This window comes from Nonomuraea sp. B208, assembly GCF_057536035.1.
On sequence record NZ_BAAJOU010000014.1, the window covers coordinates 85913 to 112273 of the forward strand.

A 26361-nucleotide genomic window follows, 5' to 3' on the forward strand; every position below is an offset into this window, starting at 1 on the left:
ATGGCCGGCCTGTCGGGTCAGCGTCGCCTGGAGCGGCGCTGGGGCTGGCTCCTGGCGCTGCCCGCCATTCTCGGGTTCCTGATCTTCACGGCGGGGCCGATGGTGGCCTCGCTGGTCTTCAGCCTCACCGACTGGCAGGTGGGCGGCACCCCGTCGTTCGTCGGGCTGGACAACTACACGAAGATGGCGGGCGACGAGCTGTTCTGGACGTCGCTGGGCGCGACCACGTACTACACGCTCGGCGCGGTGCCGCTGGTGCTCATCGTGTCCTTCGCGGTGGCGATGCTGCTCAACCAGCGCGTACGCGGCCTCGCGCTGTGGCGCACGATCTTCTACCTGCCGACGCTGGTGCCCTCGATCGCCAACGTGGTGCTCTGGATCTGGATCTTCAACCCCGACTTCGGGCTGCTCAACTCGCTGCTGCGCCAGGCCGGGCTGCCGGCCGGGCAGTGGATCTACGACGAGTCGACGGCGATCCCGTCGCTGATCGTGATGAGCACCTGGGGCTTCGGCAACACGATGGTGATCTTCCTGGCCGGGCTCCAGGGGGTGCCGCGCCACCTGTACGAGGCGGTCTCCATCGACGGCGGCGGCGCCTGGCGGCGCTTCTGGCACGTGACGCTGCCGATGATGACGCCGACCATCTTCTACAACCTGGTCGTCGGCGTGGTCGGCACCTTCCAGGTGTTCAACCAGGCGTACGTGATGACCGAGGGCGGCCCGAACAACGCCACCCTCTTCTATGTCTACTACCTGTTCCGCAAGGCGTTCAGAGAGAGCGAGATGGGCTATGCCAGCGCGCTCGCGTGGGTGCTCTTCATGATCATCGTGGTGATCACGTTCCTGCTGTTCAGGAACGCCCGCCGCTGGGTCCACTATGAGATGGCGGGCGCGAGGTGACCGCCGTGGCCGCGCCGCCCCGCGAGCGCCGCACCGGACGGGTGGCGCCCACCGGCGGGCTGCGCCGGCGGCGCCCGTACGGCAAGGCGCTGCTCTACCTCGCGCTGGTCGCCGGGGCGGTGCCGACGCTGCTGCCGTTCGTCTGGCTGGTGCGCAGCGCGCTCATGGAGGACGCGCAGATGTTCACCGCGCCGCCGGAGTGGATCCCGCGGCCGTTCCAGTGGTCGAACTTCGGGGAGGCGCTGACCGCGCAGCCGTTCGGGCTGTACTTCGTCAACACCGTGATCGTCGCGGTGATCAGCGTGCTGGGGACGGTGATCACCTGCTCGGTGGCCGCGTTCAGCTTCTCCCGGCTGCGCTGGCGCGGCCGGAACGTGGTCTTCGCGCTGCTGCTGAGCGCCGTCATGCTGCCGTACGCGGTCACGCTCATCCCGACGTTCGTGATGTGGCAGGAGCTCGGGGCGCTCGACAGCTTCGTCCCGCTCACCGTGCCGAGCTGGTTCGCCGGGGCGGGCGGCGGGGTGTTCAACGTGTTCCTGCTGCGGCAGTTCTTCCTGACGATCCCGTTCGAGCTGGACGAGGCCGCCTACATGGACGGCGCCTCGCCCTGGCGGGTGTTCTGGACGGTCGTCATGCCGCTGTCGAAGCCGGCGATCGTCGTCGTCACCATCTTCACCTTCATCGGCACCTGGAACGACTTCCTCGGCCCGCTGCTCTACCTCAACGACGAGCAGAAGTACACGCTCTCGCTGGGGCTGGCGTCGTTCCAGAGCATCTACATCACGCAGTGGGGCTACCTGATGGCCGCCTCGGCCGCCGTCATCGCCCCGATCATCGCGCTGTTCTTCTTCCTGCAGCGCTACTTCATCGAGGGCGTCACCCTCACCGGCATCAAGAACTGAGGGCGGCCCGCTGGGAAACAGATTTCCCAGCGGGCCGCCGTCAGATGCTGCGCCGGGTCGAGGCGCGCGGCACGAGCGCGGCCGGGACGGTGTGGACGCCGGACGGGACCGGCTTCCCTGCGATCGCGTCGAGCAGGTAGCGGGCGGCCAGCCGGCCGATCTCCCCGAGGTTCATGTCGACCGTGGTGAGCGGCGGCCGGCAGCCGAGCGCCATCGGCTCCCAGTTGTCGAAGCCGGCCAGCGCCACGTCGTCCGGCACCCGCCGCCCCCGCTCGCGCAGCGTCTCGGCCACCCCGCGGGCGATCTGGTCGCTGCCGCAGAAGACCGCGTCCACGTCGGGGGCGGCGTGCAGCAGGATGTCGGCGGCCTGCCGCCCCCATTCCTCGCTCCACTCGCCGAACAGGATCTCCCCGGCCGGCTCCAGGCCCGCCTCCGCCAGCGTCGCCGTGAGGCCCGCGGCGCGCTCGCGGGCCGCCTGGAACCCCTCGGGGCCGGTGACGTGCCCGACGCGCGTGCGGCCAGTCGCCAGCAGGTGGCGGGTGGCGAGGACGCCGCCGCCCCGGTCGTCGGGGATGATCGAGTAGTCGGACTCGTCGGTGGACTGCGTCATCGCGTACACCACCGGGACCGGCAGGTCGTGGCCGATGCTGGGGCGCGGCTCGGTGCGGCGGCCGGTCACGATGATCCCCTCGACCCGGCGGGCCAGCAGCCGCTCCAGGTAGTGCCGCTCCCTGATCGGGTCGTCGCGGGTGTCGCAGAGGAAGACGGAGATCTGCCCGGCGCCCAGCGCGTCCTCCGCGCCGAGCATCACGGGGATGCTGAAGCGGCCGTAGCTGTCGCCGGTGACCAGGCCGACGGTGTACGTGCGGCCGGCCAGCAACCCCTGCGCGAGCGGGTTGGGCCGGAAGCCGAGCCGCTCGGCGGCGGCGAGCACGCGGTCGCGGGTCTCGTCCCGCATCCTGCCCCGGCCGTTCAGCGCCTTGGAGGCGGTGCCGATCGACACGGCGGCCGCGGCGGCGACGTCCCTGATGGTCGCCGGGCGCGCCACCTGCTCTGGAGGGCTGGCCAATCCTGGATCCTTTGCGTACGCGGGGCGGGGTGCTGTATGACACTCTACTCCGACCGTGCGCAAAGGTATTCCCACTTCTCTATGATCTACATTGTAAAGGCGTTCGGCCGGTTGACGCGTGAAATCCACCTTTTGTCCCGCTTTGGTGGGGATAGTACTTCTTCTTCTCCTTCTGCCAGAGAGACTGGAAGCGCTCGGAACGTACGTGAGATCTGCTTCGATCGCGCCGCGGGCCAACCCCGCCGGCACGAGAGATTCGGGGGACACTGTGAAACGAGTGCTTCTCGCGGCGGCGCTCGCGCTGACCGCGGCCACCGCCGGGACCAGCGCGGCCTCCGCCCGCACTCCTGAGCCCGAGGGCTCACCGGCACCGGAGATGACCAGCATGCCGGAGGAGACCTCGCCGGACGGCGGCATGCCGGAAGAGACCACACCCGGCGAGACCGGTGAGCCCGGCGCTCCCGGCGGTCCGGAGGCGACGGCGACAGGGGAGATGACGCCGGGCGCGACCACCAGCCCGATGGGGCCGGGTTGCGCGGCGATGAAGGACAGCCTCTCGGGCGTCGCCGATCAGCCGGCCGGCACCGCCCTGACGAAGATCCCGGACCTGTCGAAGCTCTCGCAGGCGGTCAAGCAGGCCGGACTGGAGGAGAAGCTGAACTCCGCGAAGGACATCACGATCTTCGCGCCCAACGACGCGGCCTTCAACGCGGCCCCGACGGACGTGCAGGACGCGATGTCCGACAAGGCCGCCGCCACCAAGATCCTCTCCTACCACGTGGTCGAGGGGAAGGTGAGCCCGACCGACCTGAAGGACGGCGACATGCTCAAGACGCTCCAGGGCGGCGAGCTGTCCGTGAAGGGCTCCGGCGAGGACATGACCATCAACGACGCCAAGATCGTCTGCGGTGGCATCCCGACCAGCAACGCCACGCTCTACGTCATCGACAAGGTCCTCATGCCCAAGTGAGGCACCCGCCCGCCTGGACGGACGGAAAGGGCACGGCCACCGCGCTGAGCGGTGACCGTGCCTTCCTGCGTGGCGGGGACGCGCCGGATTTGGCCCTGACGCGGGGTCAACCTCCCACCATGGGCGCATGACGACGACCCCCACGCTCCGGCAGCACACGATCCACCACGACGGCGTCACCATCCCGGTGTCGCGCGGCGGCACGGGACGACTGCTGGTCCTGTGCCCCGGGCTGAGCTCCACCCAGGCGGACCTGGGCGAGCTGGCCGCGCTGCTGCGGCGCGACCACGACGTGGTCACCTTCGACCTGCGGGGCCACGGCCTCGCCTCGCCCGCGTCCCGGTACTCCTTCGCGGCGTTCGGCGCCGACCTCGCCGCCGTGCTGGCGGACCTGGCGCGCCACGAGCCGGGCGTGGCGCCCGTGCTCGTGGGCTACTCGATGGGCGCCGACCTCGCCGTCCACCACGCCGCAGACCGCGCCGCCGATCACGCCGCCGACCACCCTGTCGCCGGGCTGGTGCTCATCGACGGGGCGAACCCGGTGCCGGAGCCGTTCCTCACCGATGACCTCCTGCCACGGCTGCGCGTGATGTGGGAGGACCAGGCGGCGCGGCAGGAGGCCCTGCGGGGCACCGCGCGCCAGGTGCTGCTCACCGCCCCCGAGATCGAGGCGCTGAACGCCGAGATCGACGCGGTCCGCTCTGCCGTCCTCGGCCGCTACCGCAGGATCGGCTGCCCGATCAGCATGATCATGTCCACCGCGATGGCCGGCCACGGCGACGAGGAGCCGATGCCGCGGCTCAACCGGAACTGGCGCTCCGGCGTCGAGCGGCTGACCCGCGACCGGCCGCGGGTCGCCGTGTCCTGGCTCGACGCCGATCACGGCCTCGTCCACACGCACGCGCCGGAGATCGCCAGGATCATCCGTGGGAGGCTGGAACGGTGCTGACCATCGGGGAGCTGGCGTCGTACGCGGGGGTGTCCGTGCGCACGGTCCGGCACTACCACGCCAAGGGGCTGCTGCCGGAGCCGGAGCGGGACCACCTCGGCTACCGCAGGTACGACGCGGGCGCCGTGGTCGAGCTGATCAGGATCCGCACCCTCACCCGCGCCGGGGTGCCGCTGGCGCGGACGCGGGAGCTGCTGCGGGCCGGCGAGGAGGAGTTCGCCGCGGCGGTCGCGGACATCGACCGGCGGCTGGAGGCCGAGATCCGGCAGCGGCAGCGACGCCGCGAGCACCTGGCCGGGCTCACCGCCGGTGACGGCCTGGCCCTGCCGCCCGAGGTGGCGGGATACCTGGCCCGGCTGCGGGCGCTGGGCGTCGGCGAACGGCTCGTACGGGCCGAGCGCGACGGCTGGGTCCTGCTGGCCGCGCACGCGCCCGGGCGTGTCGCGGAGTGGATCGCCCGCAAGCGGGAGCAGCTCGCCGACCCGCGGCTCGCCGGCTTCTACCTCACCCTGGGCCGGGCCCTCGACCACCCACCTGACGACCCGCGGACGGCCGAGCGGGCCGACGAGCTGGCCGCCTGGCTCACCCGGCTCGCGGAGGAGAAGGGCGAGGACTACCTCGGCGACGTCGACCTGGACCCGCCGCTGATCACGCTGATGGACGCGCGGGCGCTCGACACGCTCCCCGCGGCCGGCCGGCTGATCGAGCTGCTCAGGGAACGCGGCTGGACCGGCTGGTCGAAGCTCGAACGCCTGCCCCCGTGAAACCGGTTTGCCCGCGGAGAGCGGGGTGTGCGAGCCTTTGGATCACCTCACCTCTCCGAAAGGGCTGGTCGTGACGCTCGGCATGGTTCTCGGCGACGCCGTCTCCCGCGCTTCGACGCGGGAGCGGTAGCCTCACCTGCCCTGACCCACGCGCCCGTGCCGTAGCACGGGCCGTTCGTGCTGCTCCTCGTCGAAGTGCTCTTCGTGTCCCCGCACGTTCGACCACGAGGAGTACGACGTGTCCACGATCCACTGGACCGAGACGAACACCCTCCGTTCCGCCCGCTGGCGTTCCGAGAGCGCGACCCCGCCTCCCCGCCGGGTCGTCCGCGCCGACGACCGCATGAAGGCCGACACCGCTTACCGGCTGGCCTGCGAAGGAACGGCCCTGCTGTGGTGGGGCGACTTCCCCGGCGCCCGTCAGCTGCTGGCGGCGATGGGCCGCCGCGTCGACAGGAGACCTCCCCGGCGGGGCGGCAGCCCGGCGGAGTCCTTCCACCTGCACCGCAGGGCCCGCGGCCACCGGGCCCGCGTGCTCGGCAGGCTTCTCGTCCTGCTGGAGGACGACTACCGCCTGAACCTGCGCCGAGCCCCCGACGTGCGGCAGGCGTGCATCGAGGCGTACGGTCCGCCGTCCGGGCCGACGGCCGTCTCGCTCACCGAGCTCCTGGGCGTGATGGGCGCGCACGAGTGGCGCGCGAAGGGGGTGGAGGTGCCGGCCCTCGGCGCTCGCATCCACCCGCACTACGGCGTGTTCTCCCCGGTGCGGGGCGAATACGTCGATCTCGTGGCCCGCGCGCCGCTCCCCGCGCCGGCGGCTCGCCGTACCGCGTTCGACCTCGGGACCGGGACGGGAGTGCTCGCCGCCGTCCTGGCCCGCCGGGGGATCGGCCGCGTCGTGGCGACCGACATCAGCCCGCGTGCCCTGGACTGCGCACGCGACAACGTCCGCCGGCTGCGCCTCACCGGGCAGATCGACGTCGTCGGCCCCGGCCTCTTCCCTGACGGGCGAGCGGGCCTCGTGGTCTGCAACCCGCCCTGGATCCCGGCCCGGCCCACCTCCGCCCTGGAGCTGGGCGTCTACGACCCGGGCGGCGGCATGCTCCGCGACTTCCTGGCCGGGCTCGGCGCGCATCTCGAGCCGGGCGGTGAAGGATGGCTCATCCTGTCGGACCTGGCCGAACGCCTCGGGCTCAGGACGCGCGGCGAACTGCTCGCCGCCGTCGAGGCGGCGGGCCTGCGCGTGGTGGGCAGGACCGGCATCCGGCCGCGGCATCCACGGGTGCGGGACACCGCCGATCCCCTCCATGCCGCCCGGGCAGCGGAGGTCACCTCGCTCTGGCGTCTCGCCGGCGCCTGACGGCGGGTCGTCACCGGGCGCGTCCGGCGAGACCTGGGGCTTTTCGCGGTTTATGTTGGAAACATGCAGGCAGATGGGCGCCGGGGCGACCCCCGCTACCTGCCGATCGGCGAGCACGGGCTGATCGGCGATCTGCGTACGGTCGCGCTCGTGGGCACCAACGGCACCATCGACTGGTACTGCTGTCCCCGTTTCGACGCCCCGTCGGTGTTCGGCTCGATCCTGGACGCCGACCGGGGCGGCTCGTTCGAGCTGGCCGCCGACGTGCCGTACACGACCAAGCAGTTCTACTTCCCCGACACCAACGTCCTGATCACCCGGTTCTTCGCCGACGACGGCGTGGGGGAGATCCAGGACTTCATGCCCGTGGAACGGGACAGCACCGAGGTCGACCGGCACCGGCTGATCCGGCGGGTCACCGTCGTACGCGGTCGGCTGCCCTTCCGCGCCCTGGTCGCGCCCCGCTTCGACTACGGCCGCCTGCCGCACACCGTCACCCAGGACGGCGGCCTGACCGTGTTCACGTCACCGACGCTCGGCCTGACGCTGTTCTCCAGCGTGCCCGTCGAGCACGACGGCCGCGACGCCGCCGCCCGGTTCGTGCTGCGCGAGGGGGAGCGGGCCGTGTTCGCGCTCGACCGGGCCGCTCCCGGCGTCGAGCCCCGCGGCTGCCCGCTGGAGCAGGCCGAGGAGCTGTTCACCGCCACGGTCGGGTTCTGGCGCAAGTGGCTGTCGGCCTCCCGCTACCGGGGCCGCTGGCGGGAGATCGTGCACCGTTCGGCGCTCACGCTCAAGCTGCTCACGTACGCGCCGACCGGCGGCATCGTCGCCGCGCCGACCACGAGCCTGCCCGAGCAGATCGGCGGCCGGCGCAACTGGGACTACCGGTACGTGTGGGTGCGCGACGCCGCGTTCTGCGTCTACGCCCTGCTCCGGCTCGGCTTCACCGAGGAGGCCGAGGCGTTCATGGGCTTCCTGGACAAGCACGTCCGGATGGACGGCAGCTGCCCCGCCGGGCCGCTGCAGATCATGTACGGCATCGACGGCCGCCGCGAGCTGCCCGAGGAGGAGCTGCCGCACCTGGAGGGCTACCGCGGCTCGCGTCCCGTCCGGGTCGGCAACGACGCGGTCGGCCAGCTCCAGCTCGACATCTACGGCGCCCTGATCGACTCGGTCTACCTGTACAACAAGTGGGGCACGCCCATCTCCAGCCGGCGCTGGGACGAGCTGTGCACGCTGGTCGACTGGGTCTGCGCCCACTGGGACCAGCCGGACGAGGGCGTCTGGGAGACGCGCGGCGGGCGCAAGAACTTCACCTACTCCCGCCTGATGTGCTGGGTCGCGATCGAGCGCGCCATGCGCATGGCGATCCAGCGGGGCCTGCCCGCCGACATGCCGCGCTGGCGCGAGAGCCGCGACGCGATCTACCGCGACATCATGGAGCACGGCTGGTCGGAACGGCTGCAGGGGTTCGTCCAGCACGCCGGCGAGGAGGTGCTCGACGCCGCCGTGCTGATGATGCCGCTGGCGAAGTTCGTCTCGCCGACCGACCCCAAGTGGCTGTCCACGCTGGACGTGCTCGGCGACGCGCTGGTCTCCGACTCCCTGGTCTACCGCTACGACCCCGAGCAGAGCCCGGACGGGCTGGAGGGCCCCGAGGGCACGTTCTCGATCTGCTCGTTCTGGTACGTCGAGGCGCTGTCGCGGGCCGGCCGCCTCGACGAGGCCCGCCTGGCCTTCGAGAAGATGCTCACCTACGCCAACCACCTGGGCCTGTACGCCGAGCAGATCGGGCAGACCGGCGAGCAGCTCGGCAACTTCCCGCAGGCCTTCACCCACCTGGCGCTCATCAGCGCGGCCTTCAACCTGGACCAGGCGCTCGGCTGATCACCCGGCTTGTCACTGGGCTGATCACTGGGCTGATCACTGGGGGGCGAGCAGGCAGAACTCGTTGCCGTCGGGGTCGAGCATCTCCACCAGGCCGCCGCCGCGCCGATCGCCGCCGGCGAGGCTCGCGCCGAGGGAGAGCAGCCGCTCGATCTCGGCCTGCTGGTCGCCGCCCTCCGGGGGAGCGAGGTCGAAGTGCAGCCGGTTCCTGCCGTGCTTCGCGGCGACCGGCGGGCCGCCCCACGTGATCTTCGTGCCGCCGCGCGGCGACTGGATGGCGGTCTCCTCGTCCTGGTCCCAGACCAGCGGCCAGCCGAGCGCCTGGCTCCAGAAGTAGCCGACCGCCTGGGTGCCGTCGCTGGCGAGCGCGCCGATGAACCCGCATCCGGCGAGGAACTTGTTGCCCGCCTCGATCACGCAGAACTCGTTGCCCTCGGGGTCGGCGAGCACCACGTGGCCCTCCTCCGGGCGCTGCCCGACGTCGATGTGCCGCGCGCCGAGCTCCAGGGCCCGGGCCACCGTCCGCTGCTGGTGCTCGGGGGAGTCGCTGGTCAGGTCGAAGTGCGCCTGGTTCTGGCCGACCTTCTTCTCCAGCGTCGGCAGGCAGCGGATCTCGAAGCCGGTCTCGTCGTCCGGCGGGAGCACGACGCCGTCGTGGCGGCCGTCGGTGAGCTTCCTGCCCAGCAGACCGGCCCAGAACCGGCCGAGTCCTACGGGGTCGTGCGCGCCGAAGCAGAGCGCGGCGAGCTGCGAACTCATCAGATCTCCCATCTGGCGGAACGGCGGGCGCGGGCGGGCACACGTCTCCGCCCCGCGCACGTCACGCTAGCCAGCCGCCGATCCGCGGCGCCAATGCTTTTCCGCCCGGGGTCAGAGCCCCTGCCCGGTGCCCATGCCGCGCAGCAGGGTGTCCACCAGCCGCGCCGCCAGCGCCTCGGGGTCGCCGTCGCGGTCCTGCGCCGACTCGTGGAGCAGCGCGTAGTAGACCCGCCGCGCCCAGCTCAGATCGACGTCGGCGCGCAACGTCCCGGTCTCGCGGGCCCTGGCGAACAGCCGCTCGCAGCGCTCGGCCACGTCGGCGTGGACCTGGGCCGCCGCGTCGGTGGTGAACGCCAGGTTCATGGCGAAACCCCAGTCGATCTTGACGCGCAGCACGTTGGCGGTGACCTGGTAGAGCGCGACGAGCGGCGGCGTGGTCTCGGGATGGGCGGCGTCCACGGCCTCGGCGAACTGCCGGGTGGCCCAGGAGGCCAGCGCGGCCACCAGCGCGTCGCGGGAGGCGAAACGGCGGTGCACGGTGGTGCGCGCCACCCCGGCGGCCTCCGCGATCTGCTCCATGCTCGCCGCCGGGTTCCTGCTGAGCACGCGCTCGGCCGCGGCGAGGATCGTCCTGACCGTGCGTTCGGCGTCGGACCTCAGCGCCCGTGTCGTTCCGCTCATCCGTACAGGTTACGCCACGGTCGCCACTCAACCCTAACTTGCATCATTGATGTTGCAAGTCCTAAGGTGATCGCATCTGGAGTGACGCGACTTTGCGAAGGAGAACGTCATGGATCTGCGACTCACGGGCAAGACCGCCGTCGTGACCGGCGCCAGCAGGGGCATCGGGCTCGCCATCGTGCGGGCGCTCCGCGACGAGGGCGTGCGGGTCGTCGCCGCGGCCCGCACGATCACGCCCGAGCTCAAGGAGACCGGGGCGATCGCGCTGGCCGCCGACCTGTCCACCCCTGACGGCCCCGCCGCGCTGATCGAGCGCGCCCTGGCCGAGCTGGGCGAGCTCGACCTGCTGGTCAACAACGTCGGAGGGGGCGACGTGGGCGACCGCCCCGTCGGCGGCTTCCTCGACGCCACCGACGACCACTGGCTCCGAGACCACGAGCTGAACTTCCTCAGCGCCGTACGCGCCACCAGGGCCGCCATGCCCGGCCTGGTGCGCAGCCGCGGCGCGGTCATCAACATCTCGTCCAACGGCGCGCGCCTGCCGCACGCCGGGCCGGTCACGTACACGACCGCCAAGGCGGCGCTGACGGCGTTCGGCAAGGCCCTCGCCGAGGAGTTCGGGCCGCAGGGCGTGCGGGTCAACACCGTCTCGCCCGGCGCCACCCGCACCGCGCTGTGGGAGTCCCCCGACGGGTACGGCGCGGCGCTGGCCGGCGCGCTCGGCGTCGAGCACGAGCAGCTCCTGGCGCAGCTGCCGGCCGGCACCGGGATGACCACCGGCAGGCTCGTCGAGCCCGGCGAGGTCGCCGCGCTGGTGACGTGGCTGGCCTCGCCCCACGCCGCCAGCGTCACCGGGGCCGACTACGTGATCGACGGCGGTGCCGTCAAGACGGTCTGAGGCGTATTGACCCGGCGGGCGGTCATCGCCCAGACTACGGTCCCAACCGGACAATTGCGTCCGGTTCGAGGGAGGCGACTTCCGCGAGCCGAGAGGGGCCGAGTTGACCGACCACTGGGACAGCATCGTCGACGTGCTCGTCGCGGGCTCCGGCGCGGCGGGCCTGACCGCCGCCATCGCCGCCGCCGACCGCGGACTGGACGCCCTGATCGTGGAGAGCACCCCGCGCTGGGGCGGCACCACGTCCGTCTCCGGCGGCGGCCTCTGGATGCCCGCCAACCCGCTCATGCTGCGCGCCGGCGTCCGCGACTCCGCCGAGGAGGCCCTGCGGTACATGGACGAGGTCATCGAGGAGACCGGCCCCGCCTCCTCGCCGGAGCGCAGGAAGGCGTACGTGCGGACCGCCCCCGAGGTGGTCGCCTTCCTCGGCCGGCTCGGCGTGCGCTGGCGCAGGTCCCCCGACTACCCCGACTACTACCCCGACCGGCCGGGCGGCAAGGTGGGCCGGGCGCTCGAGGTCGCGCCGTTCGACACCAAGCTGCTCGGCGCCTGGTACGACAGCGCCCGCTCCAAGGAGAGCGGCATCCCGCTGCCGCTCATGACCGACGACGTGTGGCTGCTGTCGCGCGCCTGGTCCACCCCGAGCGGTTTCGTACGCGGCGCCCGGTTCGTCTTCCGCACGCTCGGCCAGTACGCCGGCGGCAGGCGGCCGACCGGCATCGGCGGCTCGCTCGCCGCCTCGCTCATGCACATCGTCCGCACCCAGCAGACCCCCGTCTGGCTGTCCGCCCCGATCGTCGACCTCGTCATCGAGGACGGCGCGGTCGTCGGCGCGGTCGTGGAACGGGGCGGCCGCGCCCGCCGGATCCGCGCCCGGCGCGGCGTCGTCCTGGCCGCCGGCGGGTTCGCCAGCAACGGCGCATGGCGGCGCGAGCACCACGGCATCCCCGGCTACTCCTCGGCCCCCGAGGGCGACCAGGGCACGGTCATCGCGATGGGCGCGAAGGCGGGCGGCGCGCTGGCGCTCATGGACGACGCCTGGTGGGGCGCGTCCCTGCTCGGCCCCGACGGCGAGCCGCGTTTCCTCGTCGCCGAGCGCTCCCTGCCGTTCTCGATCATGGTGAACGCCGCCGCCGAGCGTTTCACGAACGAGTCGGCGTCCTACATCGACGTCGGGCACGACATGCTCAAGCACGGCGAGGCCGGCCCGATGTGGCTGGTCACCGACGTCCGGCACACCCGCCGCTACCTCAACACCGCCGTCGCCGGGCAGGCGGGCAAGTGGAGGCGGGCGGGCCTGCTGGCCGAGGCCCCGACCGTGGAGGCGCTGGCCGCCGAGATCGGCGTCGACCCCGTACGCCTCGCCGCGACCGTCGAGCGCTTCAACGGCTTCGCCCGCACCGGCGTGGACCCGGACTTCGGCCGCGGCCGCACCGTCTACGACAACTACTACGGCGACCCGCGGGTCAAGCCCAACCCGAACCTCGGGCCGCTGGAGAAGGGGCCGTTCCGCGCGTTCCGCGTCTATCCGGGCGACCTCGGGACCAAGGGCGGCCTGCTCACCGACGAGCACGCCCGCGTGCTGCGCGAGGACGGCGGCGCCATCCCCGGCCTGTACGCGGCGGGCAACACCACCGCCTCCGTCATGGGCCGCACCTACCCGGGCCCCGGCTCCACCATCGGCCCGGCCGTCGTCTTCGGCTACCGCGCCGCCCGCCACGCCGCCCGCGTATGAGCCGCGGTCAGCGTACGGAACAGATCGCTTCCTGGATGACCCGGGTCACGGCGGCCGGCTGCGAGACGAGGGCGAGATGCGAGCCGCCCGCGAACTGCGTCACCCGGGAGCCGGCCCGCTCGGCCATGGCCCGTTGTGACGCCGGGACGATGATCTTGTCACTGGTGGCGATGAAGGACCATGACGGGATCGTCTTCCAGGCCGCCGCCTTCGACGGCGTCTGGAAGGCGGCCGTGGAGGCGGCCCGCTGCGCGGCCCAGAGCCGCCGGGCCTCGCTCCTGGGCAGGTCCGAGGCGAAGGAGCGCACGAAGACCTGCCGCTTCAGGTACAGGTCGGCCGCCCCGCCGCTCGCGCCGGCGTAGGGGACCCGGTCGTAGAGGGTGGCCGGGTCGCCGCCGAGCGCGGACCCGGCGCCGCTGAGCTGGGCGGTGGTCTCGCCCACGTCCGGGACCGCCGCGTCCACGTACACCAGGGCCTTGACGTCCTGGTCGCCCGCGGCGGCGTTCGTGATCACCGAGCCGCCGTAGGAGTGGCCCACGAGGACGACCGGGCCGGCCAGCTTGTTGAGGAAGTCGCGTACCGTCTGCGCGTCCTCGGTCAGGCCGCGCAGCGGGTTGCCCACGGCCCGCACGTCGTACCCGGCCCGCTGGAGGGCCTTGATCTCGCCGTTCCAGCTGGAGGTGTCGGCCCAGGCGCCGTGCACCAGCACGACGGTGGGCCGCCCGGCGGCGGGCGTGGGGCACGGAGACGTCGGCGCGGCGGCGGGGGCCTGCGCGGTCCCTGCCAGCAGCAGCGCGCACCCCGTGACGGCGAGTCCGGCCATGACCACCACCTCCACTCCTTCTCCCAGGCTGCCAGCCGCCGCCCCCAGCGCCGGTGAACGGCCGGCCAAGGCCGGTAAAGGCCGGAGCGGGGGGCCGGAGCGGCGGGGGCGGGTAGGCTGGCGGCCATGACCGAGCGTCCTTCCCCCGTCGTGGCCGCGGATCAGCACGCGCAGGTCAGCGGGTGCGACGTGCAGTTCGTGGACGTGTTCAAGGTGCTCGGCAAACGCTGGAACGGCATGATCATCGTGGCCCTGATGCAGCGGCCCGCGCGGTTCGGCGAGCTCGCCAAGATGATCCCCGGCATCACCGACGGCATCCTCTCCGACCGGCTCCGCGAGCTGATGGCGGCGAGCCTGGTGGAGCGGCAGCTCGCCGACGGGCCGAGCACGGCCGTCCTCTACCGGCTCACCCCGGTCGGCGAGGACCTCCGGCAGGCCTTCCACGAGCTTCGCGAATGGGCCGCCCGCAACAACCTCGGCGAGCTCTGCCGCTGACGGGGGCCCTGGTCATAGTCCGGCCGGAAATTCCCGCTGGTGTGGCACCCCTCGGCGGCGATCAGGGCAAGATCGAGGCCAGGTCCTTCGGCATGGCGGACCTCACGTCCTCCCACTCGCTACCAGTCCTACGCGGCGTTGCGCGCCGTGCTGCACGCGCTGCGCGACCGGCTGACCGTGGACGAGAGCGCCCAGTTCGCGGCGTCTCGTCGATGGCCTGCTACAGAAGTTGCGGCGAGGTGGGGGGCGGAACGCTGCTGGTGGACGGCGAGCCGGGGTCGGGGAAGAGCCGGCTGCTGGCCGAAGCCGTTGCCGAGGCGTCCGAACGCGGGATCGGGGTCGTGCAGGGCAGGGTGGAGGAGCTGGGCGAGCTCGCTCCGTGCGGCATCTTGCTAAAGGCCCTCGGCCTGCGGACCGAGCCGGAAGGCGGCGACGGCTCCACCCGCTCCGGCCCGCTGGTGCGCTCGACATGGCGATCAGTGCCCGTCCGGCAGTGCGGTCCGGCCCTGGCCCGGGGCGGAAGCTACGTGTCCTTCTCGTCCCGCCAGCCGCCGGGTTCGGGATGGTAGCCGTAGGCGGCGGCCCGCACCGTGTCCTCGTCCTCCAGCCCGGAGCCGATCGTGCCGCCGACGGTGGCCAGCGAGCTGCTGATCCAGGCCAGGGTCAGGTAGTCGGTGAGGCCGACCGGCCGCTGCAGGTCCTGCTCCAGCACGGAGGTGTCGATCAGCAGCGCCGCGGCGAGTGTCGTTCCGGCGAACAGCACCAGATAGGACGCCACGGCGGCCAGGGTGAGGGTGAGGATCGTGCCCAGGTTGAACATCCTGGCCAGCTCGGCCGGTGTCTCCCGGTCCGGTTTCTCCCACAGGTCGTGCGCGATGATCAGCCAGGTCACCAGCGCGGTCAGTCCGAGAAGCATGATCACGGTGAGGCGGAGTCCGCCGAGCGCGACTCCCATCTCCCAGATGGTGTTGGTGGTGAGCGCGAACGCGGCCGTGGCGAAGGCGCCGGCCAGGAGTTTGGACAGGCCCAGCAGGGCGCGCCCCGGGCGGTTGGCCCGGACCATTCCGATCAGGAGCCGCACCCGGCCGGCCAGCCGCGAGGCGACGTAGCCCAGTTCCCCGGCGCCGGCTTCGCCGACCACTCGGTGAATGGCGGCGACCTGGCCGGTCAGCTCGGCCGGTGCCCGGCCGGCCGGCGGCACCCGCTCCTCGGACGTGTCGGCGAGCAGCCGGCCCACGAGATCCGGGACAGCCGCGCGGAGCGCCCGCAGCTGGCGCAGCCCCAGCGCGGGCAAGGACACCATCGCGACGCGGCGCCGGGCAGACGTCTGCGCGACCAGCGGCACCCGATCGGTGTGCAGCGGCAGGTCGGTCAGGCAGATCGCGACGTCCCACCGGGCGTCGGCGCGCCGGCGGGCGAGATCGTCGAGCAGCGCCTCGACGCCGCCGTCGCGGCGCGGAGCCACGTCACCCCAGCCTGCCCGGACGATCCACCGCACGTCCGGGTCCACCCGCTCGGCGAGCCGGGCGGCCAGCTCGACGGCGAGCCGCGCGACCACCTGCGCCGGATAGTCCGGCGGGGTCGCCACGAGTCCGACGACGATCTCCGGCCGATGCTGCTGACTGATGGCCATGGGCGCTCCTCGCCGGTAGCCGGGCGGAATCCCGGCAGGTGAATACCCTTCGTGGCGCGACGCATGCGGGCTGTATCGGGGCGATGCGGGCGAACAGGGCGAGGTCGCCGGCTTGCAGAACAGCAACCGGCCGACGGCGGGGGCCGAGTTCTCTGTTGTGTGACGGTTAGTGCCCATCAAGTCGCTTAACGCGTTCGCCTGTGGGTTCAGGGGGTTTTCTGGGGGTATCGCTCTGGGGGCCGCCCGGTGGGGTGGGAGGCAGCTGCGACGGGGGGATCGTCATGAAGGCAGTGGTGTACGAGGGGCCGCGGCAGGTCAGCGTGAAGGACGTGCCGGACGCGCGGATCGAGCGGCCGACCGACGTCCTGGTGCGGATCACGTCCGCGAACATCTGCGGCTCCGACCTGCACATGTACGAGGGCCGGACCGACTTCGAGGCCGGCCGCTGGTTCGGGCACGAGAACATGGGTCAGGTGGTCGAGGTCGGCGACGGGGTCGACAAGGTCCAGGTGGGCGACTGGGTCGTCCTGCCGTTCAACATCTCGTGCGGGCACTGCAAGAACTGCGAGCGCCAGCTGACGAACTACTGCCTGACCGCTCAGCCTGAGCCGAACATGGCCGGCGCCGCCTACGGCTTCGCCGACATGGGCCCCTACGGCGGCGGGCAGGCCGAGTTGTTGCGCGTGCCCTGGGGCGACTTCAACTGCCTGCGGCTGGGCGAGGACGCCGAGCAGCGCCAGACCGACTACGTGATGCTCGCCGACATCTTCCCGACCGGCTACCACGCCACCGAGATGGCCGGCGTGCAGCCCGGCGACCAGACGGTCATCTACGGCGCGGGCCCGGTCGGGCTGATGGCCGCCCTCTCGGCCACCATCAGAGGGGCGAGCAAGGTGATGGTCGTCGACCGCCACCCCGACCGGCTGCGGCTGGCCGAATCGATCGGCGCGATCGCCATCGACGACTCCAAGGTCGACCCGGTGCAGGCCGTTCTGGACGAGACGATGGGGCTGGGCGCGGACAACGGCTGCGAGTGCGTCGGCTATCAGGCGCACGACCCCGACGGCCGGGAGCAGCCCAACCTGACGATGAACCGGCTGGTCGCCTCGGTACGCTTCACCGGGAAGATCGGCAATGTCGGCGTCTTCACCCCGCAGGACCCCGGGGCCAGCGACGAGCTGGCCAAACAGGGCAAACTCGCCTTCGACTACGGCATGTTCTGGTTCAAGGGCCAGCACATCGGCAGCGGCCAGGCCCCGGTCAAGAAGTACAACCGGCAGCTGCGCGACCTGATCGCCGCGGGCAAGGCCAAACCGTCCTTCATCGTCAGCCACGAGCTGCCCCTCGACCGCGCGCCGGAGGCGTACGAGCACTTCGACAAGCGAGACGAGGGCTGGACGAAGGTCGTCCTGCACCCGGCGATGGCGGGGGCCTGACATGGCCGGAGAGCTGAACGGACGCCGGGTCGCCATCCTGGCGGCCGACGGGGTGGAGCGAGTCGAGCTGGAGCAGCCGCGGCAGGCGCTGGACGACGCCGGCGCCCGCACCGTCGTGGTCTCCATCACCAGCGGCGAGATCCAGGCACGCGACCATGACCTCGAAGACGCCGGCACCTTCACGGTGGACCGGCTGGTCGGCGAGGTGTCGGTCGACGACTACGAGGCGCTGCTCCTGCCGGGCGGGACGGTGAACCCGGACAAGTTGCGGATGGAACCCGCAGCGGTGCGGTTCGTCCGGGACTTCGTCCAGTCGGGCAAGCCGGTCGCGTCGATCTGCCACGGCCCGTGGAACTTCGTCGAGGCCGACGTCGCGCGGGGCCGCCGGCTGACCTCGTGGCCGAGCGTGCGCACCGACCTGCGCAACGCCGGGGCCGAGGTGGTCGACGAGCCGGTCGTCACCGACGGCAACATCACCACGAGCCGGTCGCCCGACGACCTGCCGGCCTTCTGCGAGCGCATCGTCCAGGAGTTCGCCAAAGGCCCGAAGGCCGCCGCCGCCGAACACCCGGCGTGACCTCGTCGCCGTCCGCGCCGAGGGCATCGACGGCCTGCGCACGCACTCCAAGCGGCCCAGGACGAGCCCGGACGCCACCTGGCGTCATCCAGCCCGGGCGTCAGCAGAACGGGACCGCCCGCGGCGTACCCACACACCACCACAACCTGCGTTAGGACGCATGATGACCGACAGATTCGCCCGTGCGCTCGGGTGGACCAGCCTCGCGCTGGGCGCGGCGCAACTGGCGGCGCCCCGGGCCGTGACCCGCCTGTGCGGCGTCGACGACACGCCGGGGGCCACGACCGTCGCCAGGTTCGTCGGCGGGCGCGAGCTGCTGCACGCCGCACTGCTCCTCGGCGCCAAGAACCCCGCCCAGTGGGCGTGGACCAGGGTCGCCGGCGACGCGATGGACCTCGGCGTCCTGGGCAGGGCCGCCGCGAACCGCACCGGCGCCCGCCGCACCCGCGCGCTGGCCGCGCTCGGCGCCGTCGCCGGGCTCACCGCTCTGGACACCGCCTGCGCCCGGGGCGGCACCGCCAAGACCAAGGGGCCGCTGAAGGTACGCGCCTCCATCACCATCAACAAGCCGCGCGAGGACGTCTACCGCTTCTGGCGCGACCTGGAGAACCTGCCCACGTTCATGGTCCACCTGGACTCGGTGCACACCATCGACCAGCGCCGCTCCCGCTGGAAGGCCAAGGGCCCGATCGTCGACCTGGAATGGGAGGCCGAGATCATCGACGAGCGGGCCGGCGACCTCATCGCCTGGCGCTCGGTGCCCGGCAAGGGCGTTCGCAACGCGGGCCTGGTCAGCTTCACCGACGGCCCCGGCGGGCGCGGCACCGTCGTGGACGTCTCGCTGGAGTACGGCGCGCCCGGCCGCAAGCTGGCCGCCGCGGTCGCCCGCATGTTGGGCGAGCATCCTGAGCAGCAGGTCCGCGACGATCTGCGCCGTTTCAAGCAGGTCATGGAGACCGGCGAGGTGGTCCGCTCCGAGGGCAGCCCCGAGGGGCACCGCGCCCGGCGTCAGCTCCACCAGCGTCCCGCACAACCGATCGGAGCACGCGCATGAAGGCCAATGTGTGGACCGGCCGTAACAGCGTCGAGGTCCAGAACGTCCCGGACCCGCAGATCCTCAACGCGCGGGACGCGATCGTCCGCGTCACCTCGACCGCGATCTGCGGCTCCGACCTGCACCTGGTGGACGGCTACATCCCGACGGTGAAGAAGGGCGACATCCTCGGCCACGAGTTCATGGGCGAGGTCGTGGAGGTCGGTCCCGGCGTGCGCAACCTGCAGCCGGGGGATCGTGTGGTGGTGCCGTTCACGATCGCGTGCGGCTCCTGCTTCGCCTGCGAGGCGGAGCTGTACTCGGTGTGCGAGAACTCCAACCCCAACGCGGGCATGGCCGAGAAGCTGATGGGGCATGCGCCCGCCGGGATCTTCGGCTACTCGCACATGCTGGGGGGCTTCCCCGGCGGGCAGGCCGAGTACGCCCGGGTCCCGTTCGCCGACGTCGGCCCGATCAAGATCGAGGACGACCTGCCGGACGAGAAGGTGCTGTTCCTGTCCGACATCTTCCCCACGGGCTTCATGGGCGCGGAGATGTGCGACATCAAGCCGGGCCAGACGATCGCGATCTGGGGTGCGGGGCCCGTGGGGCAGCTCGCCGCGGCCAGCGCGTTCCTGCTCGGCGCCGACCGGGTCATCGTCATCGACCGGTTCCCGTACCGGCTCAAGCGGGCCCAGCGGACCGGCGCCGAGGTGCTCGACTACGAGGAGGTGAACGTGCTGGAGGCGCTGCGTGACATGACCGGCGGGCGCGGCCCGGACGCCTGTATCGACGCGGTGGGCATGGAGGCCCATCATCCGACCCCGGCGATGTACGCCTACGACCGCACCAAGCAGGCCGCCCGGCTGGAGACCGAGCGCCCGTATGTGCTGCGTGAGGCCATCATGGCCTGCCGCAACGGCGGCGTGGTGTCGGTGATCGGCGTCTACGGCGGGTTCGTCGACAAGTTCCCGATGGGCACCGTCATGAACCGTTCGCTGACCATCCGCACCGGTCAGTGCCACGTCCAGCGCTACATGCGGCCGCTGCTGGACCGGATCCGCTCCGGCGAGATCGACCCGAGCTTCGTCATCTCGCACCGGATGCCGCTGAACGAGGCGCCGCACGGCTTCGAGCTGTTCAAGCACAAGCAGGACGAGTGCAACAAGGTCGTGCTCACGACGTGAACTGCCTTCGCGGCCCCGGGCGGCGATCAGGTGGGCGACCCGCCGGCGGCGGCCCCCGTTCGCCGCCGGCGGTCCTTCGGCTACGGGCGGGCCAGGCGGATGAGGTCGGAATAGAGGGAGAGGGTCTCGTCGAGCCCGGCCTCCGTCCCGCTGCCCGCGGTGGCGAACAGCACGTGGTCCACGCCGGTGCCCTCCAGCCCCGCGAGGTCGTCGGCGACCTGGCGCGGCGAGCCGCCCAGGAACGGCCGATCGTCGCCCAGCGGCTCGGCCGTGAGCGGCACGTTGGCCCGCGCCACCACGGTCACCGAGCCCGGGTCGCGGCCCTGCTCCTCGACGGCCGCCCGGAACGCCTTGGCCATGTCGACCAGCGTGTCGCGGGTGATCACCACCGGGTTGAGGCCGTCGGCGATGCGCGCGGCCCGCCGGATGCCGCCCGGCGTCATCGCGCCGAGCAGGACCGGCAGCCGCGGCTGCACCGGCTTCGGGTTGATCTCGGATTCGGCGATGTGGGTGAAGTCGCCCTCGTACGCGACCGGGTCCGGCCCCCAGCAGGCCCGCATGGCGGCCACGACCTCGTCCATGCCGCGCCCGATCCGGCTCATCGGCACCCCGGCGGCCGCGAACTCCTGCGGCATCCAGCCCTGGCCGAGCCCGGCCACCGCCCGCCCGCCGCTGAGCTGGTCGAGGGTGGCCAGGCGCTTGGCGAGGACGACGGCCGGGTGCAGCAGGGCGTCGATGATGCTGGTGCCGAGCTTGACGCGGTCGGTGAGCGCGGCCACGTAGCTCAGCGTCTCCAGCGGCTCGTAGGCCAGCCGGTAGATCTCGGGCACCGGCTGCGGGTCGCCGCCGCCGATGGCGACCGGCGCGGTCGGCCGCAGCAGTCGTTCGTAGGTCCACACCGAGTCGTAGCCGAGTTGCTCGGCCTCTCGGGCGACGCGGGCGATGGCGGCGGGGCCGGCCAGGGGCCCGGAGGTGGGTAAGGCGATACCGAGTTCCATGCCCAGCACACTACTACGTTGTTCATAGTCCACTCGTAAAAAACGAGCTTCCTGTCCGTGTTGTCCGTCCGGCGGCCCGTCTGATCTTCTGGGGTCATGACCGCTCAAGCCGTACGCCCCTCCGACGGGCTGCCGTACGCGTCCGGCACGATCCTCACCGACACCGAGGCCCACCTGCGCAAACAGGCCGAGGCCTGGCGGCACATCCAGCGCCGGCGGGCGGCCGGCGCGCCGCTCCACAACGTCACCGGCCTGGAACGCGGCCTGCCGATGCCGGACGTGGACCCCTGGCTCATGGACGACGAGTGGACCGGCGCCCTGTACGGCGACCGGCTGCGCGAGCTCGGGCTCGCCCACCTGGGCGGCACCCCCGGCGAGCACGACATCCTGGTCACCAACCGCCTGACCGCCGCCCTCTACGCGGCCATGCAGGTCGTCGTCCGTCCCGGCTCCACCGTGGTCGGCCTGTCCCCGTCCTACAGCCATCCGGCCGTCGTCCGGGCGGTGCGCGACGCGGGCGGCCGGCTCGCCGACACGACCGGCCTGGAGGCGTACGAACGGGCGCTGGACGCGCACCCCGACGTCTCGGTGGTGGCCGTGACCAGGCTCGCCGTCACCTACGAAGCCCTCGACGAGGCCGACATCCACCGCGCGGTCGAGCTGGCGCACACCCGGGGCGCCCTCGTCGTGGTGGACGACGCCGGCGGCGCGCGGGTCGGCCCGGCCGCCCTCGGCCAGCCCCGCACGCTGCGGCTCGGCGCCGACCTCGGCGCCACCGGCCTGGACAAGTACGGCGTCGCCGGCCCCCGCGTCGGCCTGCTCGGCGGCCGGGCCGACCTGGTGGCCCGCGCCCGGGCCAGGGCCTACGAGCTGGGCAGCGAGTGCCGTCCGGTGCTGTACCCGGCCGTCGTGCGCACCCTGGAGGACTACACCGACGAACGCGTACGCGAGCTGATCGCCTCGACCCGGCTGGTCGGCGCGGCGCTGCGCGAGCGGCTCGGCGGCGAGCTCGTCCAGGACACCCCGTTCATCACCCGCCTGCCGGGGGAGGCGCTCAACGCGGAGCTGGCCCGCCGCGCCGGGCCGGGAGCGCCGCCGCTGGAGCCGATCGAGGCCACGGCCGCGCTGGCGATGGTGCTGCTGCGCGACCACGGCCTGCTCACCGTGCACTTCGCGGGCCTGCCGCCGGGCACGGCGGCGCTGCTGGTCAAGTTCCTGCCCGCCGCGACGGTCGCGGCGCTCGGCGGTCCGGGGGCGTTCGCCGCCGCCGTGGACGACTCGCTCGACCGGGCCGCGGCCGTGCTGGGGGAGGGGGAGGAGGCGGTGCGCCGGCTGATCCTCGGCCCCTGACACGGGGACCGCGCGTCAGGTCCTGGGGCTGGTGAACAGCCGGGTCACCAGCCAGAGGGCCACCCCGAGCACCAGCAGCACACCCGCGATCTCGTACTGGCCGGCCGGCCGCCCGGACGACCACGGCAGCACCAGGTAGAGGCAGGTGACCGTGCCCAGCACGGGCAGGACCCGGCCGGCGGTGAAGTGCGCGACCTCCACCCGGTCCCGCCGCAGCACCAGCACGGCCACGTTGACGGCGGCGAACACGGCGAGCAGCAGCAGCGACGTCGTCCCGCCCAGCAGCGCCACGACCGGGCTCTCCGGATCCAGGGAGACGAAGACGATGAGCCCGACGGCCAGCACGGTGGTGAACAGGATCGCCGCCTGCGGCGTACGCCTGACCGGGTGCACCGAGGCCAGGACCGGCGGCAGCACGCCCCGCCTGCCCATGCCGTAGAGGAGCCGGCTGGCCATCATCATGTTGATCAGCGCGGAGTTCGCGACCGCGAACATGGAGATGAACGGCATCAGGCCGGCGATCGGGAAGTCCGGCGTCGCCGTCCGCACCACGGTCACCAGCGGGGTCTCGCTGCCCGCGAGCTGCCCGACCGGCACCACGGCGACGGCGCAGATCGACACCAGGACGTAGATCAGCCCGGTGATGCCGAGCCCGGTGAACATCATCCGCGGGAACGTCCGCACCGGGTCCTTGGTCTCCTCGGCCATGTTGACCGAGTCCTCGAAGCCCACCATGGCGAAGAAGGCCAGCGACGTCGCCGTGCTGATCGCCAGGAACACGTTCTTGTCGGCGGCGGTCTCGAAGGCGACCACGCGGGAGAAGTCCGCCTGCCCGCCGAAAATGAAGAACATGCTGAGCACGATGACCAGCAGCAGCCCGGACAGCTCGATCAGGGTGAGCACCACGTTGGCCTTGACGCTCTCGCCGACGCCGCGCAGGTTGACGGCCATGACCAGGAGCATGAAGCCGGCCGCGATGAGCAGCACGAGGAGGTTGCCCCCGTCCAGGCCGAACCCCTCGACCAGGTTGGCGGCGAAGGCCCGCGCCGCGGCCGAGGCGGAGGTGATGCCCGAGCACATGACGGCGAAGGCCACCAGGAAGGTCAGGGCGTGCCTGCCGAACGCCTTGTCCACGTAGAGCGCGGCGCCCGCGGCCTCCGGATACTTCGTGACGAGCTCCAGGTAGGAGCAGGCGGTGATCAGCGCGACCGCGAAGGCGACGACGAACGGCAGCCAGGCGGCGCCGCCCACCTCGCCGGCGACCTCGCCCATCAGCGCGTAGACGCCCGTGCCGAGGATGTCGCCGATGATGAACAGCAGCAGCAGCCCGGGGCCCATCACGCGCTTCAGGCTGTGGGGGCCGTCGCCGGTCCTCGCCGGGCCGGGGGGAGTGGTCTGGGTCATGGCCGGTCCTTCGCTGTACGTCCTGCGGAGCCGTGCGTGCACATACCATCACGGTAGGTCACGCCGGCCCCGGCATGTGGTGGTCAGCGACACTGCCCGGCGGCGGGCCGAATCAACGTCTGGCGAAGTCCTGTGTCCAGTAGAGCCGGCCCTGCCCGTCCTTGGCCGCGCCGACGCCGATGTGGGTGTAGGCGCAGTTCATGATGTTCGCCCGGTGGCCGTCGCTGTTCATCCAGCCCTTGACGACCTCGGCCGCCGTACGCTGCCCCATGGCGATGTTCTCGGCCCAGGCCGAGCCGGTGAAGCCGGTGGCGCGGATGCGGTCGACCATGTCGCGGCCGTCCTGCGAGTCGTGCTCGAAGTAGTCGTTCTTCGCCATGTCGGCCGAGTGTCCGAACGCGGCCCGCCGCAGCCTGGCGTCGTGGGTGAGCGGGCCGCAGCCGCCCTTGGCCCGTTCGGCGTTGGTGAGCCGGACGACCTCGTTCTCCACCGCCGTGCCGGCGGACGTGGCGGACGCCTTGGCCGTCGGCTCGCCGGACGCCTGCGTCCGCGGGGCCGTGGGGGTAGAAGTGGGGGTCGGGGTGGGCGTGGCACAGGTCAGCCGGACGGCCTTGGACGTGGCGGTCCCGCCCCGGTAGTCGGTGGCGACCGCGTAGTACGTGCCGGGCTTGCACGGCAGCCGCAGGGTGATCTTCCCGTCCCTGGTGGCGCCGCTCTTGACGACCGGGTCGGCGCCGGGGACGGCGCGCTTGACGCGGATGCGCAGCAGCGCCGGACGGACGCAGTCGCGTCGGGTCGCGCCGGCCACGATGGTGAGCGCGGCGACCTCCGGGCGGGCCACGCCGACCTGGCAGTCGTCCGACTCCTTCTGTGGTTTCTTGTCCGGCTTCGCGGATGGGGCCGGCGTCGCGGTGTCCGCCGGCGCGGTGATCCGCGACGCCGCGCCGGCCGCCGCGTTCCCCGCGTCGTCGGACGGGCCGCAGGCGGCGAGGGTGGCGACGGTGGTGACGGCGGCGAGCACCCCTAGGGGTCTGCGCATGAGGTTCCTCCAGGTGGCGGGAGACGCAACGCAGTCCCGCATTCTGCCACAAAAAGGACATTTCGCCCCCAGTGTTGCCAACTGGGCATCACTGGCACTGTGGCACCGCCGGCGCGGCACGGCAACACCGGCCCCGTACGACCCGAGCCCCCGGGAGGTGCGCGCCAGTGGCGACGGACCAGACGAGGTACGCGACGTCATGCGGCAGGCCATGGCCTTGGTGCGGAGCCGCCAGGCACGTCGTCCCGGATAATGCCCTGGTGATTCCTTTACGCACGGCCGCCGTGGCGCGTGTCTTTCCGGTCCTGATCGCCACCGCAGGCTGTGGCCTTCTGCGCACGGTTGCCGGCGAAATTCCGCATGACCATGACGAGCGAGTCGATGAAGCCGACCATCGAGATGGGGGCGCGCCTCACGGTGCGGCGGACTGCCGATGACTACGTTCCCCGCCTGGGCGACGTCATCGCCTTCATACCGGACGACTGGCGCGGCATCACCCCGGACGCCCTGCACGTGTCGAGGGTCATCGGCGTGCCGGGAAGCACCGTGATCTGCTGCGATTCCCGGGGGCGCCTTCAGGTGGACGGCAGGGCGCTGGACGAGCCGTACGTCGCCGGCCTGCCCGCGTCGTATGTGAAGTTCAGTGTTCAGGTCCCACCTGGCCGGCTCTGGGTGATGAGCGACAATCGCCACATCGCCCTCGACTCTCGCGCTCACCGCGCTGACCCTGGGCAAGGCACCATCGCGGTCTCCGGCGTCAGCGGCGTGGTGAGTCCGCCGAGTCCCTGAGGGAGCGCGCGGCTGCTGGAGATGGGGGCCACCCCGTTCGGCAACATCCTCGGCGTCATGATCAACCAGCACGGGATTAGCCGCGGCCGTCCGGAGAAGGTGAGGGTCATGACTAAATCCGCGCTGGTCGTCATCGACATGCTGAATCCCTATGACCACAAGGACGCCGACAAGCTCACCCGGCACGTCGCGCCGATCGTGGAGCCGCTGGCGGGGCTCGTGGCCCGCGCTCGTGAGCGCGACGACGTGGAGCTGATCTACGTCAACGACAACTACGGCGACTTCTCCGCGGACCGGCACGAGCTGGAGAAACGGGCGATGGAGGGGGAGCGGCCGGACCTGGTCGAGCCGATCCTGCCGCCGGCGGAGTGCGCTTTCCTGCCCAAGGTGCGCCACAGCGCGTTCTTCGGCACGTCCCTGGAGTACCTGCTCACCCATCTGGAGGTCGGGACCGTCGTGCTGACGGGGCAGGTGACGGAGCAGTGCGTGCTCTACAGCGCGCTGGACGCGTACGTGCGGCACGTGGACCTGACGGTGCCGCCGGACTGCGTGGCCGCCATCCACGAGGACCTCGGCGAGGCGGCGCTGCGCATGATGGAACGCAACATGTCGGCGAGCCTGACCCCGTCCCAGGAGATCTTCGCCTGACCGCTTATGAATCTACATTGTAAAGGCGCTCCGCCGGTGAGGTCGTGGTGAGCGTCCGGTGAGGGGTCTTCGCCA

26 protein-coding genes and 1 pseudogene are annotated in these 26361 nt (G+C 72.1%); 19 read left to right on the top strand and 8 right to left on the bottom strand.

What is annotated here, in order from left to right; translation table 11 throughout:
* Positions 1-900 carry a carbohydrate ABC transporter permease gene (locus AC27IY_RS10920; protein ID WP_344219426.1) on the top strand — a complete coding sequence of 300 codons (900 nt, stop codon included), beginning with the start codon at positions 1-3 and terminating at the stop codon, positions 898-900.
* Positions 901-905: 5 nt separating this feature from the next.
* Positions 906-1802 carry a carbohydrate ABC transporter permease gene (locus AC27IY_RS10925; protein WP_364457365.1) on the top strand — a complete coding sequence of 299 codons (897 nt, stop codon included), beginning with the start codon at positions 906-908 and terminating at the stop codon, positions 1800-1802.
* Between the two features lie 40 nt (positions 1803-1842).
* Here the strand turns inward: AC27IY_RS10925 and AC27IY_RS10930 are convergent, their stop codons facing one another.
* Entirely contained in the window at positions 1843-2871 is a 1029-nt protein-coding gene (locus tag AC27IY_RS10930) for a LacI family DNA-binding transcriptional regulator (RefSeq protein WP_423471361.1), read from the bottom strand.
* A gap of 268 nt (positions 2872-3139) precedes the next feature.
* Here AC27IY_RS10930 and AC27IY_RS10935 point away from each other — a divergent pair, with 268 nt between their 5' ends.
* The 5 genes from AC27IY_RS10935 (at position 3140) to AC27IY_RS10955 (ending at position 8801) form a co-directional block, all read left to right on the top strand.
* Positions 3140-3841, top strand: a complete 702-nt coding sequence (locus AC27IY_RS10935) for a fasciclin domain-containing protein (protein ID WP_423446997.1) — start codon at positions 3140-3142, stop codon at positions 3839-3841.
* 127 nt (positions 3842-3968) lie between these two features.
* Entirely contained in the window at positions 3969-4790 is an 822-nt protein-coding gene (locus AC27IY_RS10940; protein WP_487177854.1) for an alpha/beta fold hydrolase, read from the top strand.
* Positions 4784-5554 carry a MerR family transcriptional regulator gene (locus AC27IY_RS10945; protein ID WP_487177855.1) on the top strand — a complete coding sequence of 257 codons (771 nt, stop codon included), beginning with the start codon at positions 4784-4786 and terminating at the stop codon, positions 5552-5554. The genes AC27IY_RS10940 and AC27IY_RS10945 overlap by 7 nt, the downstream gene beginning before the upstream one ends.
* Before the next feature lie 238 nt (positions 5555-5792).
* Positions 5793-6914 (top strand): methyltransferase, encoded by a 1122-nt coding sequence (locus AC27IY_RS10950; protein ID WP_487177856.1) that lies wholly within the window; start codon positions 5793-5795, stop codon positions 6912-6914.
* Between the two features lie 63 nt (positions 6915-6977).
* Positions 6978-8801 (top strand): glycoside hydrolase family 15 protein, encoded by a 1824-nt coding sequence (locus AC27IY_RS10955; protein ID WP_487177857.1) that lies wholly within the window; start codon positions 6978-6980, stop codon positions 8799-8801.
* 36 nt (positions 8802-8837) lie between these two features.
* Here the strand turns inward: AC27IY_RS10955 and AC27IY_RS10960 are convergent, their stop codons facing one another.
* Both AC27IY_RS10960 and AC27IY_RS10965 read right to left on the bottom strand, forming a co-directional pair.
* Positions 8838-9560, bottom strand: coding sequence for a VOC family protein (locus AC27IY_RS10960; protein ID WP_487177858.1), 723 nt, complete (start codon positions 9558-9560; stop codon positions 8838-8840).
* Positions 9561-9671: 111 nt separating this feature from the next.
* Complete coding sequence (locus tag AC27IY_RS10965) at positions 9672-10241, bottom strand: TetR/AcrR family transcriptional regulator (RefSeq protein WP_487177859.1); 570 nt, start codon at positions 10239-10241, stop codon at positions 9672-9674.
* 109 nt (positions 10242-10350) lie between these two features.
* On the opposite strand from AC27IY_RS10965, the gene AC27IY_RS10970 reads away from it, so the two are divergent.
* Entirely contained in the window at positions 10351-11139 is a 789-nt protein-coding gene (locus tag AC27IY_RS10970; protein ID WP_487177860.1) for an oxidoreductase, read from the top strand.
* A 103-nt stretch (positions 11140-11242) separates the two neighbouring features.
* A complete protein-coding gene (locus AC27IY_RS10975; RefSeq protein ID WP_487177861.1) occupies positions 11243-12874 on the top strand; it encodes an FAD-dependent oxidoreductase in 1632 nt (543 codons plus the stop codon).
* Positions 12875-12881: 7 nt separating this feature from the next.
* Here AC27IY_RS10975 and AC27IY_RS10980 read toward each other — a convergent pair whose 3' ends face one another.
* On the bottom strand, positions 12882-13697 hold the full coding sequence (locus tag AC27IY_RS10980) for an alpha/beta fold hydrolase (protein WP_487177862.1): 816 nt from the start codon (positions 13695-13697) through the stop codon (positions 12882-12884).
* A gap of 126 nt (positions 13698-13823) precedes the next feature.
* On the opposite strand from AC27IY_RS10980, the gene AC27IY_RS10985 reads away from it, so the two are divergent.
* The 3 genes and pseudogenes from AC27IY_RS10985 to AC27IY_RS10995 all read left to right on the top strand — a co-directional run bounded on the left by AC27IY_RS10985 (position 13824) and on the right by AC27IY_RS10995 (position 14761).
* A complete protein-coding gene (locus AC27IY_RS10985) occupies positions 13824-14192 on the top strand; it encodes a winged helix-turn-helix transcriptional regulator (RefSeq protein WP_344219399.1) in 369 nt (122 codons plus the stop codon).
* A 39-nt stretch (positions 14193-14231) separates the two neighbouring features.
* Positions 14232-14384 (top strand): annotated as a pseudogene (locus AC27IY_RS10990) (hypothetical protein); the annotation flags it as partial.
* 47 nt (positions 14385-14431) lie between these two features.
* On the top strand, positions 14432-14761 hold the full coding sequence (locus AC27IY_RS10995) for a hypothetical protein (protein ID WP_487178045.1): 330 nt from the start codon (positions 14432-14434) through the stop codon (positions 14759-14761).
* Here AC27IY_RS10995 and AC27IY_RS11000 read toward each other — a convergent pair.
* Positions 14716-15825: a DUF2267 domain-containing protein gene (locus tag AC27IY_RS11000; protein ID WP_487177863.1), complete on the bottom strand. Its 1110-nt coding sequence runs from the start codon at positions 15823-15825 to the stop codon at positions 14716-14718. The genes AC27IY_RS10995 and AC27IY_RS11000 overlap by 46 nt on opposite strands.
* Positions 15826-16106: 281 nt before the next feature.
* Between AC27IY_RS11000 and AC27IY_RS11005 the strand changes: the two genes are divergently transcribed.
* From AC27IY_RS11005 to AC27IY_RS11020, 4 genes are all read left to right on the top strand, one after another.
* Positions 16107-17261, top strand: a complete 1155-nt coding sequence (locus AC27IY_RS11005; protein ID WP_423471337.1) for a glutathione-independent formaldehyde dehydrogenase — start codon at positions 16107-16109, stop codon at positions 17259-17261.
* Position 17262: 1 nt separating this feature from the next.
* Positions 17263-17838, top strand: a complete 576-nt coding sequence (locus AC27IY_RS11010) for a type 1 glutamine amidotransferase domain-containing protein (protein ID WP_423471336.1) — start codon at positions 17263-17265, stop codon at positions 17836-17838.
* Between the two features lie 160 nt (positions 17839-17998).
* Positions 17999-18892, top strand: a complete 894-nt coding sequence (locus tag AC27IY_RS11015) for an SRPBCC family protein (protein ID WP_487177864.1) — start codon at positions 17999-18001, stop codon at positions 18890-18892.
* Positions 18889-20058, top strand: a complete 1170-nt coding sequence (locus AC27IY_RS11020) for a zinc-dependent alcohol dehydrogenase (protein WP_487177865.1) — start codon at positions 18889-18891, stop codon at positions 20056-20058. The genes AC27IY_RS11015 and AC27IY_RS11020 overlap by 4 nt, the downstream gene beginning before the upstream one ends.
* 80 nt (positions 20059-20138) lie before the next feature.
* Here the strand turns inward: AC27IY_RS11020 and AC27IY_RS11025 are convergent, their stop codons facing one another.
* Positions 20139-21056 (bottom strand): TIGR03619 family F420-dependent LLM class oxidoreductase, encoded by a 918-nt coding sequence (locus AC27IY_RS11025; protein ID WP_423471333.1) that lies wholly within the window; start codon positions 21054-21056, stop codon positions 20139-20141.
* A gap of 96 nt (positions 21057-21152) precedes the next feature.
* On the opposite strand from AC27IY_RS11025, the gene AC27IY_RS11030 reads away from it, so the two are divergent.
* A complete protein-coding gene (locus AC27IY_RS11030) occupies positions 21153-22406 on the top strand; it encodes an aminotransferase class I/II-fold pyridoxal phosphate-dependent enzyme (RefSeq protein ID WP_487177866.1) in 1254 nt (417 codons plus the stop codon).
* A gap of 15 nt (positions 22407-22421) precedes the next feature.
* On the opposite strand, the gene AC27IY_RS11035 is transcribed toward AC27IY_RS11030, so the two are convergent.
* Together AC27IY_RS11035 and AC27IY_RS11040 are read right to left on the bottom strand one after the other, a co-directional pair.
* The gene (locus AC27IY_RS11035; RefSeq protein ID WP_487177867.1) at positions 22422-23810 is read right to left on the bottom strand and encodes an APC family permease; all 1389 of its coding nucleotides are present in this window, start codon (positions 23808-23810) and stop codon (positions 22422-22424) included.
* Between the two features lie 112 nt (positions 23811-23922).
* Entirely contained in the window at positions 23923-24849 is a 927-nt protein-coding gene (locus AC27IY_RS11040) for a CAP domain-containing protein (RefSeq protein WP_487177868.1), read from the bottom strand.
* 324 nt (positions 24850-25173) lie between these two features.
* Here AC27IY_RS11040 and lepB point away from each other — a divergent pair, with 324 nt between their 5' ends.
* Together lepB and AC27IY_RS11050 are read left to right on the top strand one after the other, a co-directional pair.
* Positions 25174-25638, top strand: a complete 465-nt coding sequence (gene lepB, locus AC27IY_RS11045; protein WP_423471328.1) for a signal peptidase I — start codon at positions 25174-25176, stop codon at positions 25636-25638.
* Between the two features lie 108 nt (positions 25639-25746).
* Positions 25747-26286, top strand: coding sequence for a cysteine hydrolase family protein (locus AC27IY_RS11050; RefSeq protein ID WP_344217076.1), 540 nt, complete (start codon positions 25747-25749; stop codon positions 26284-26286).
* Positions 26287-26361 lie beyond the last annotated feature (75 nt).

Coding starts and splice junctions, on each gene's coding strand:
- AC27IY_RS10920 (WP_344219426.1), top strand. CDS start 1: ATGGCCGGCCTGTCGGGTCAGCGTCGCCTGGAGCGGCGCTGGGGCTGG.
- AC27IY_RS10940 (WP_487177854.1), top strand. CDS start 3,969: ATGACGACGACCCCCACGCTCCGGCAGCACACGATCCACCACGACGGC.
- AC27IY_RS10955 (WP_487177857.1), top strand. CDS start 6,978: ATGCAGGCAGATGGGCGCCGGGGCGACCCCCGCTACCTGCCGATCGGC.
- AC27IY_RS10960 (WP_487177858.1), bottom strand. CDS start 9,560: ATGAGTTCGCAGCTCGCCGCGCTCTGCTTCGGCGCGCACGACCCCGTA.
- AC27IY_RS10965 (WP_487177859.1), bottom strand. CDS start 10,241: ATGAGCGGAACGACACGGGCGCTGAGGTCCGACGCCGAACGCACGGTC.
- AC27IY_RS10970 (WP_487177860.1), top strand. CDS start 10,351: ATGGATCTGCGACTCACGGGCAAGACCGCCGTCGTGACCGGCGCCAGC.
- AC27IY_RS10980 (WP_487177862.1), bottom strand. CDS start 13,697: ATGGCCGGACTCGCCGTCACGGGGTGCGCGCTGCTGCTGGCAGGGACC.
- AC27IY_RS10985 (WP_344219399.1), top strand. CDS start 13,824: ATGACCGAGCGTCCTTCCCCCGTCGTGGCCGCGGATCAGCACGCGCAG.
- AC27IY_RS11000 (WP_487177863.1), bottom strand. CDS start 15,825: ATGGCCATCAGTCAGCAGCATCGGCCGGAGATCGTCGTCGGACTCGTG.
- AC27IY_RS11005 (WP_423471337.1), top strand. CDS start 16,107: ATGAAGGCAGTGGTGTACGAGGGGCCGCGGCAGGTCAGCGTGAAGGAC.
- AC27IY_RS11010 (WP_423471336.1), top strand. CDS start 17,263: ATGGCCGGAGAGCTGAACGGACGCCGGGTCGCCATCCTGGCGGCCGAC.
- AC27IY_RS11015 (WP_487177864.1), top strand. CDS start 17,999: ATGATGACCGACAGATTCGCCCGTGCGCTCGGGTGGACCAGCCTCGCG.
- AC27IY_RS11020 (WP_487177865.1), top strand. CDS start 18,889: ATGAAGGCCAATGTGTGGACCGGCCGTAACAGCGTCGAGGTCCAGAAC.
- AC27IY_RS11025 (WP_423471333.1), bottom strand. CDS start 21,056: ATGGAACTCGGTATCGCCTTACCCACCTCCGGGCCCCTGGCCGGCCCC.
- AC27IY_RS11030 (WP_487177866.1), top strand. CDS start 21,153: ATGACCGCTCAAGCCGTACGCCCCTCCGACGGGCTGCCGTACGCGTCC.
- AC27IY_RS11035 (WP_487177867.1), bottom strand. CDS start 23,810: ATGACCCAGACCACTCCCCCCGGCCCGGCGAGGACCGGCGACGGCCCC.
- AC27IY_RS11040 (WP_487177868.1), bottom strand. CDS start 24,849: ATGCGCAGACCCCTAGGGGTGCTCGCCGCCGTCACCACCGTCGCCACC.
- AC27IY_RS11050 (WP_344217076.1), top strand. CDS start 25,747: ATGACTAAATCCGCGCTGGTCGTCATCGACATGCTGAATCCCTATGAC.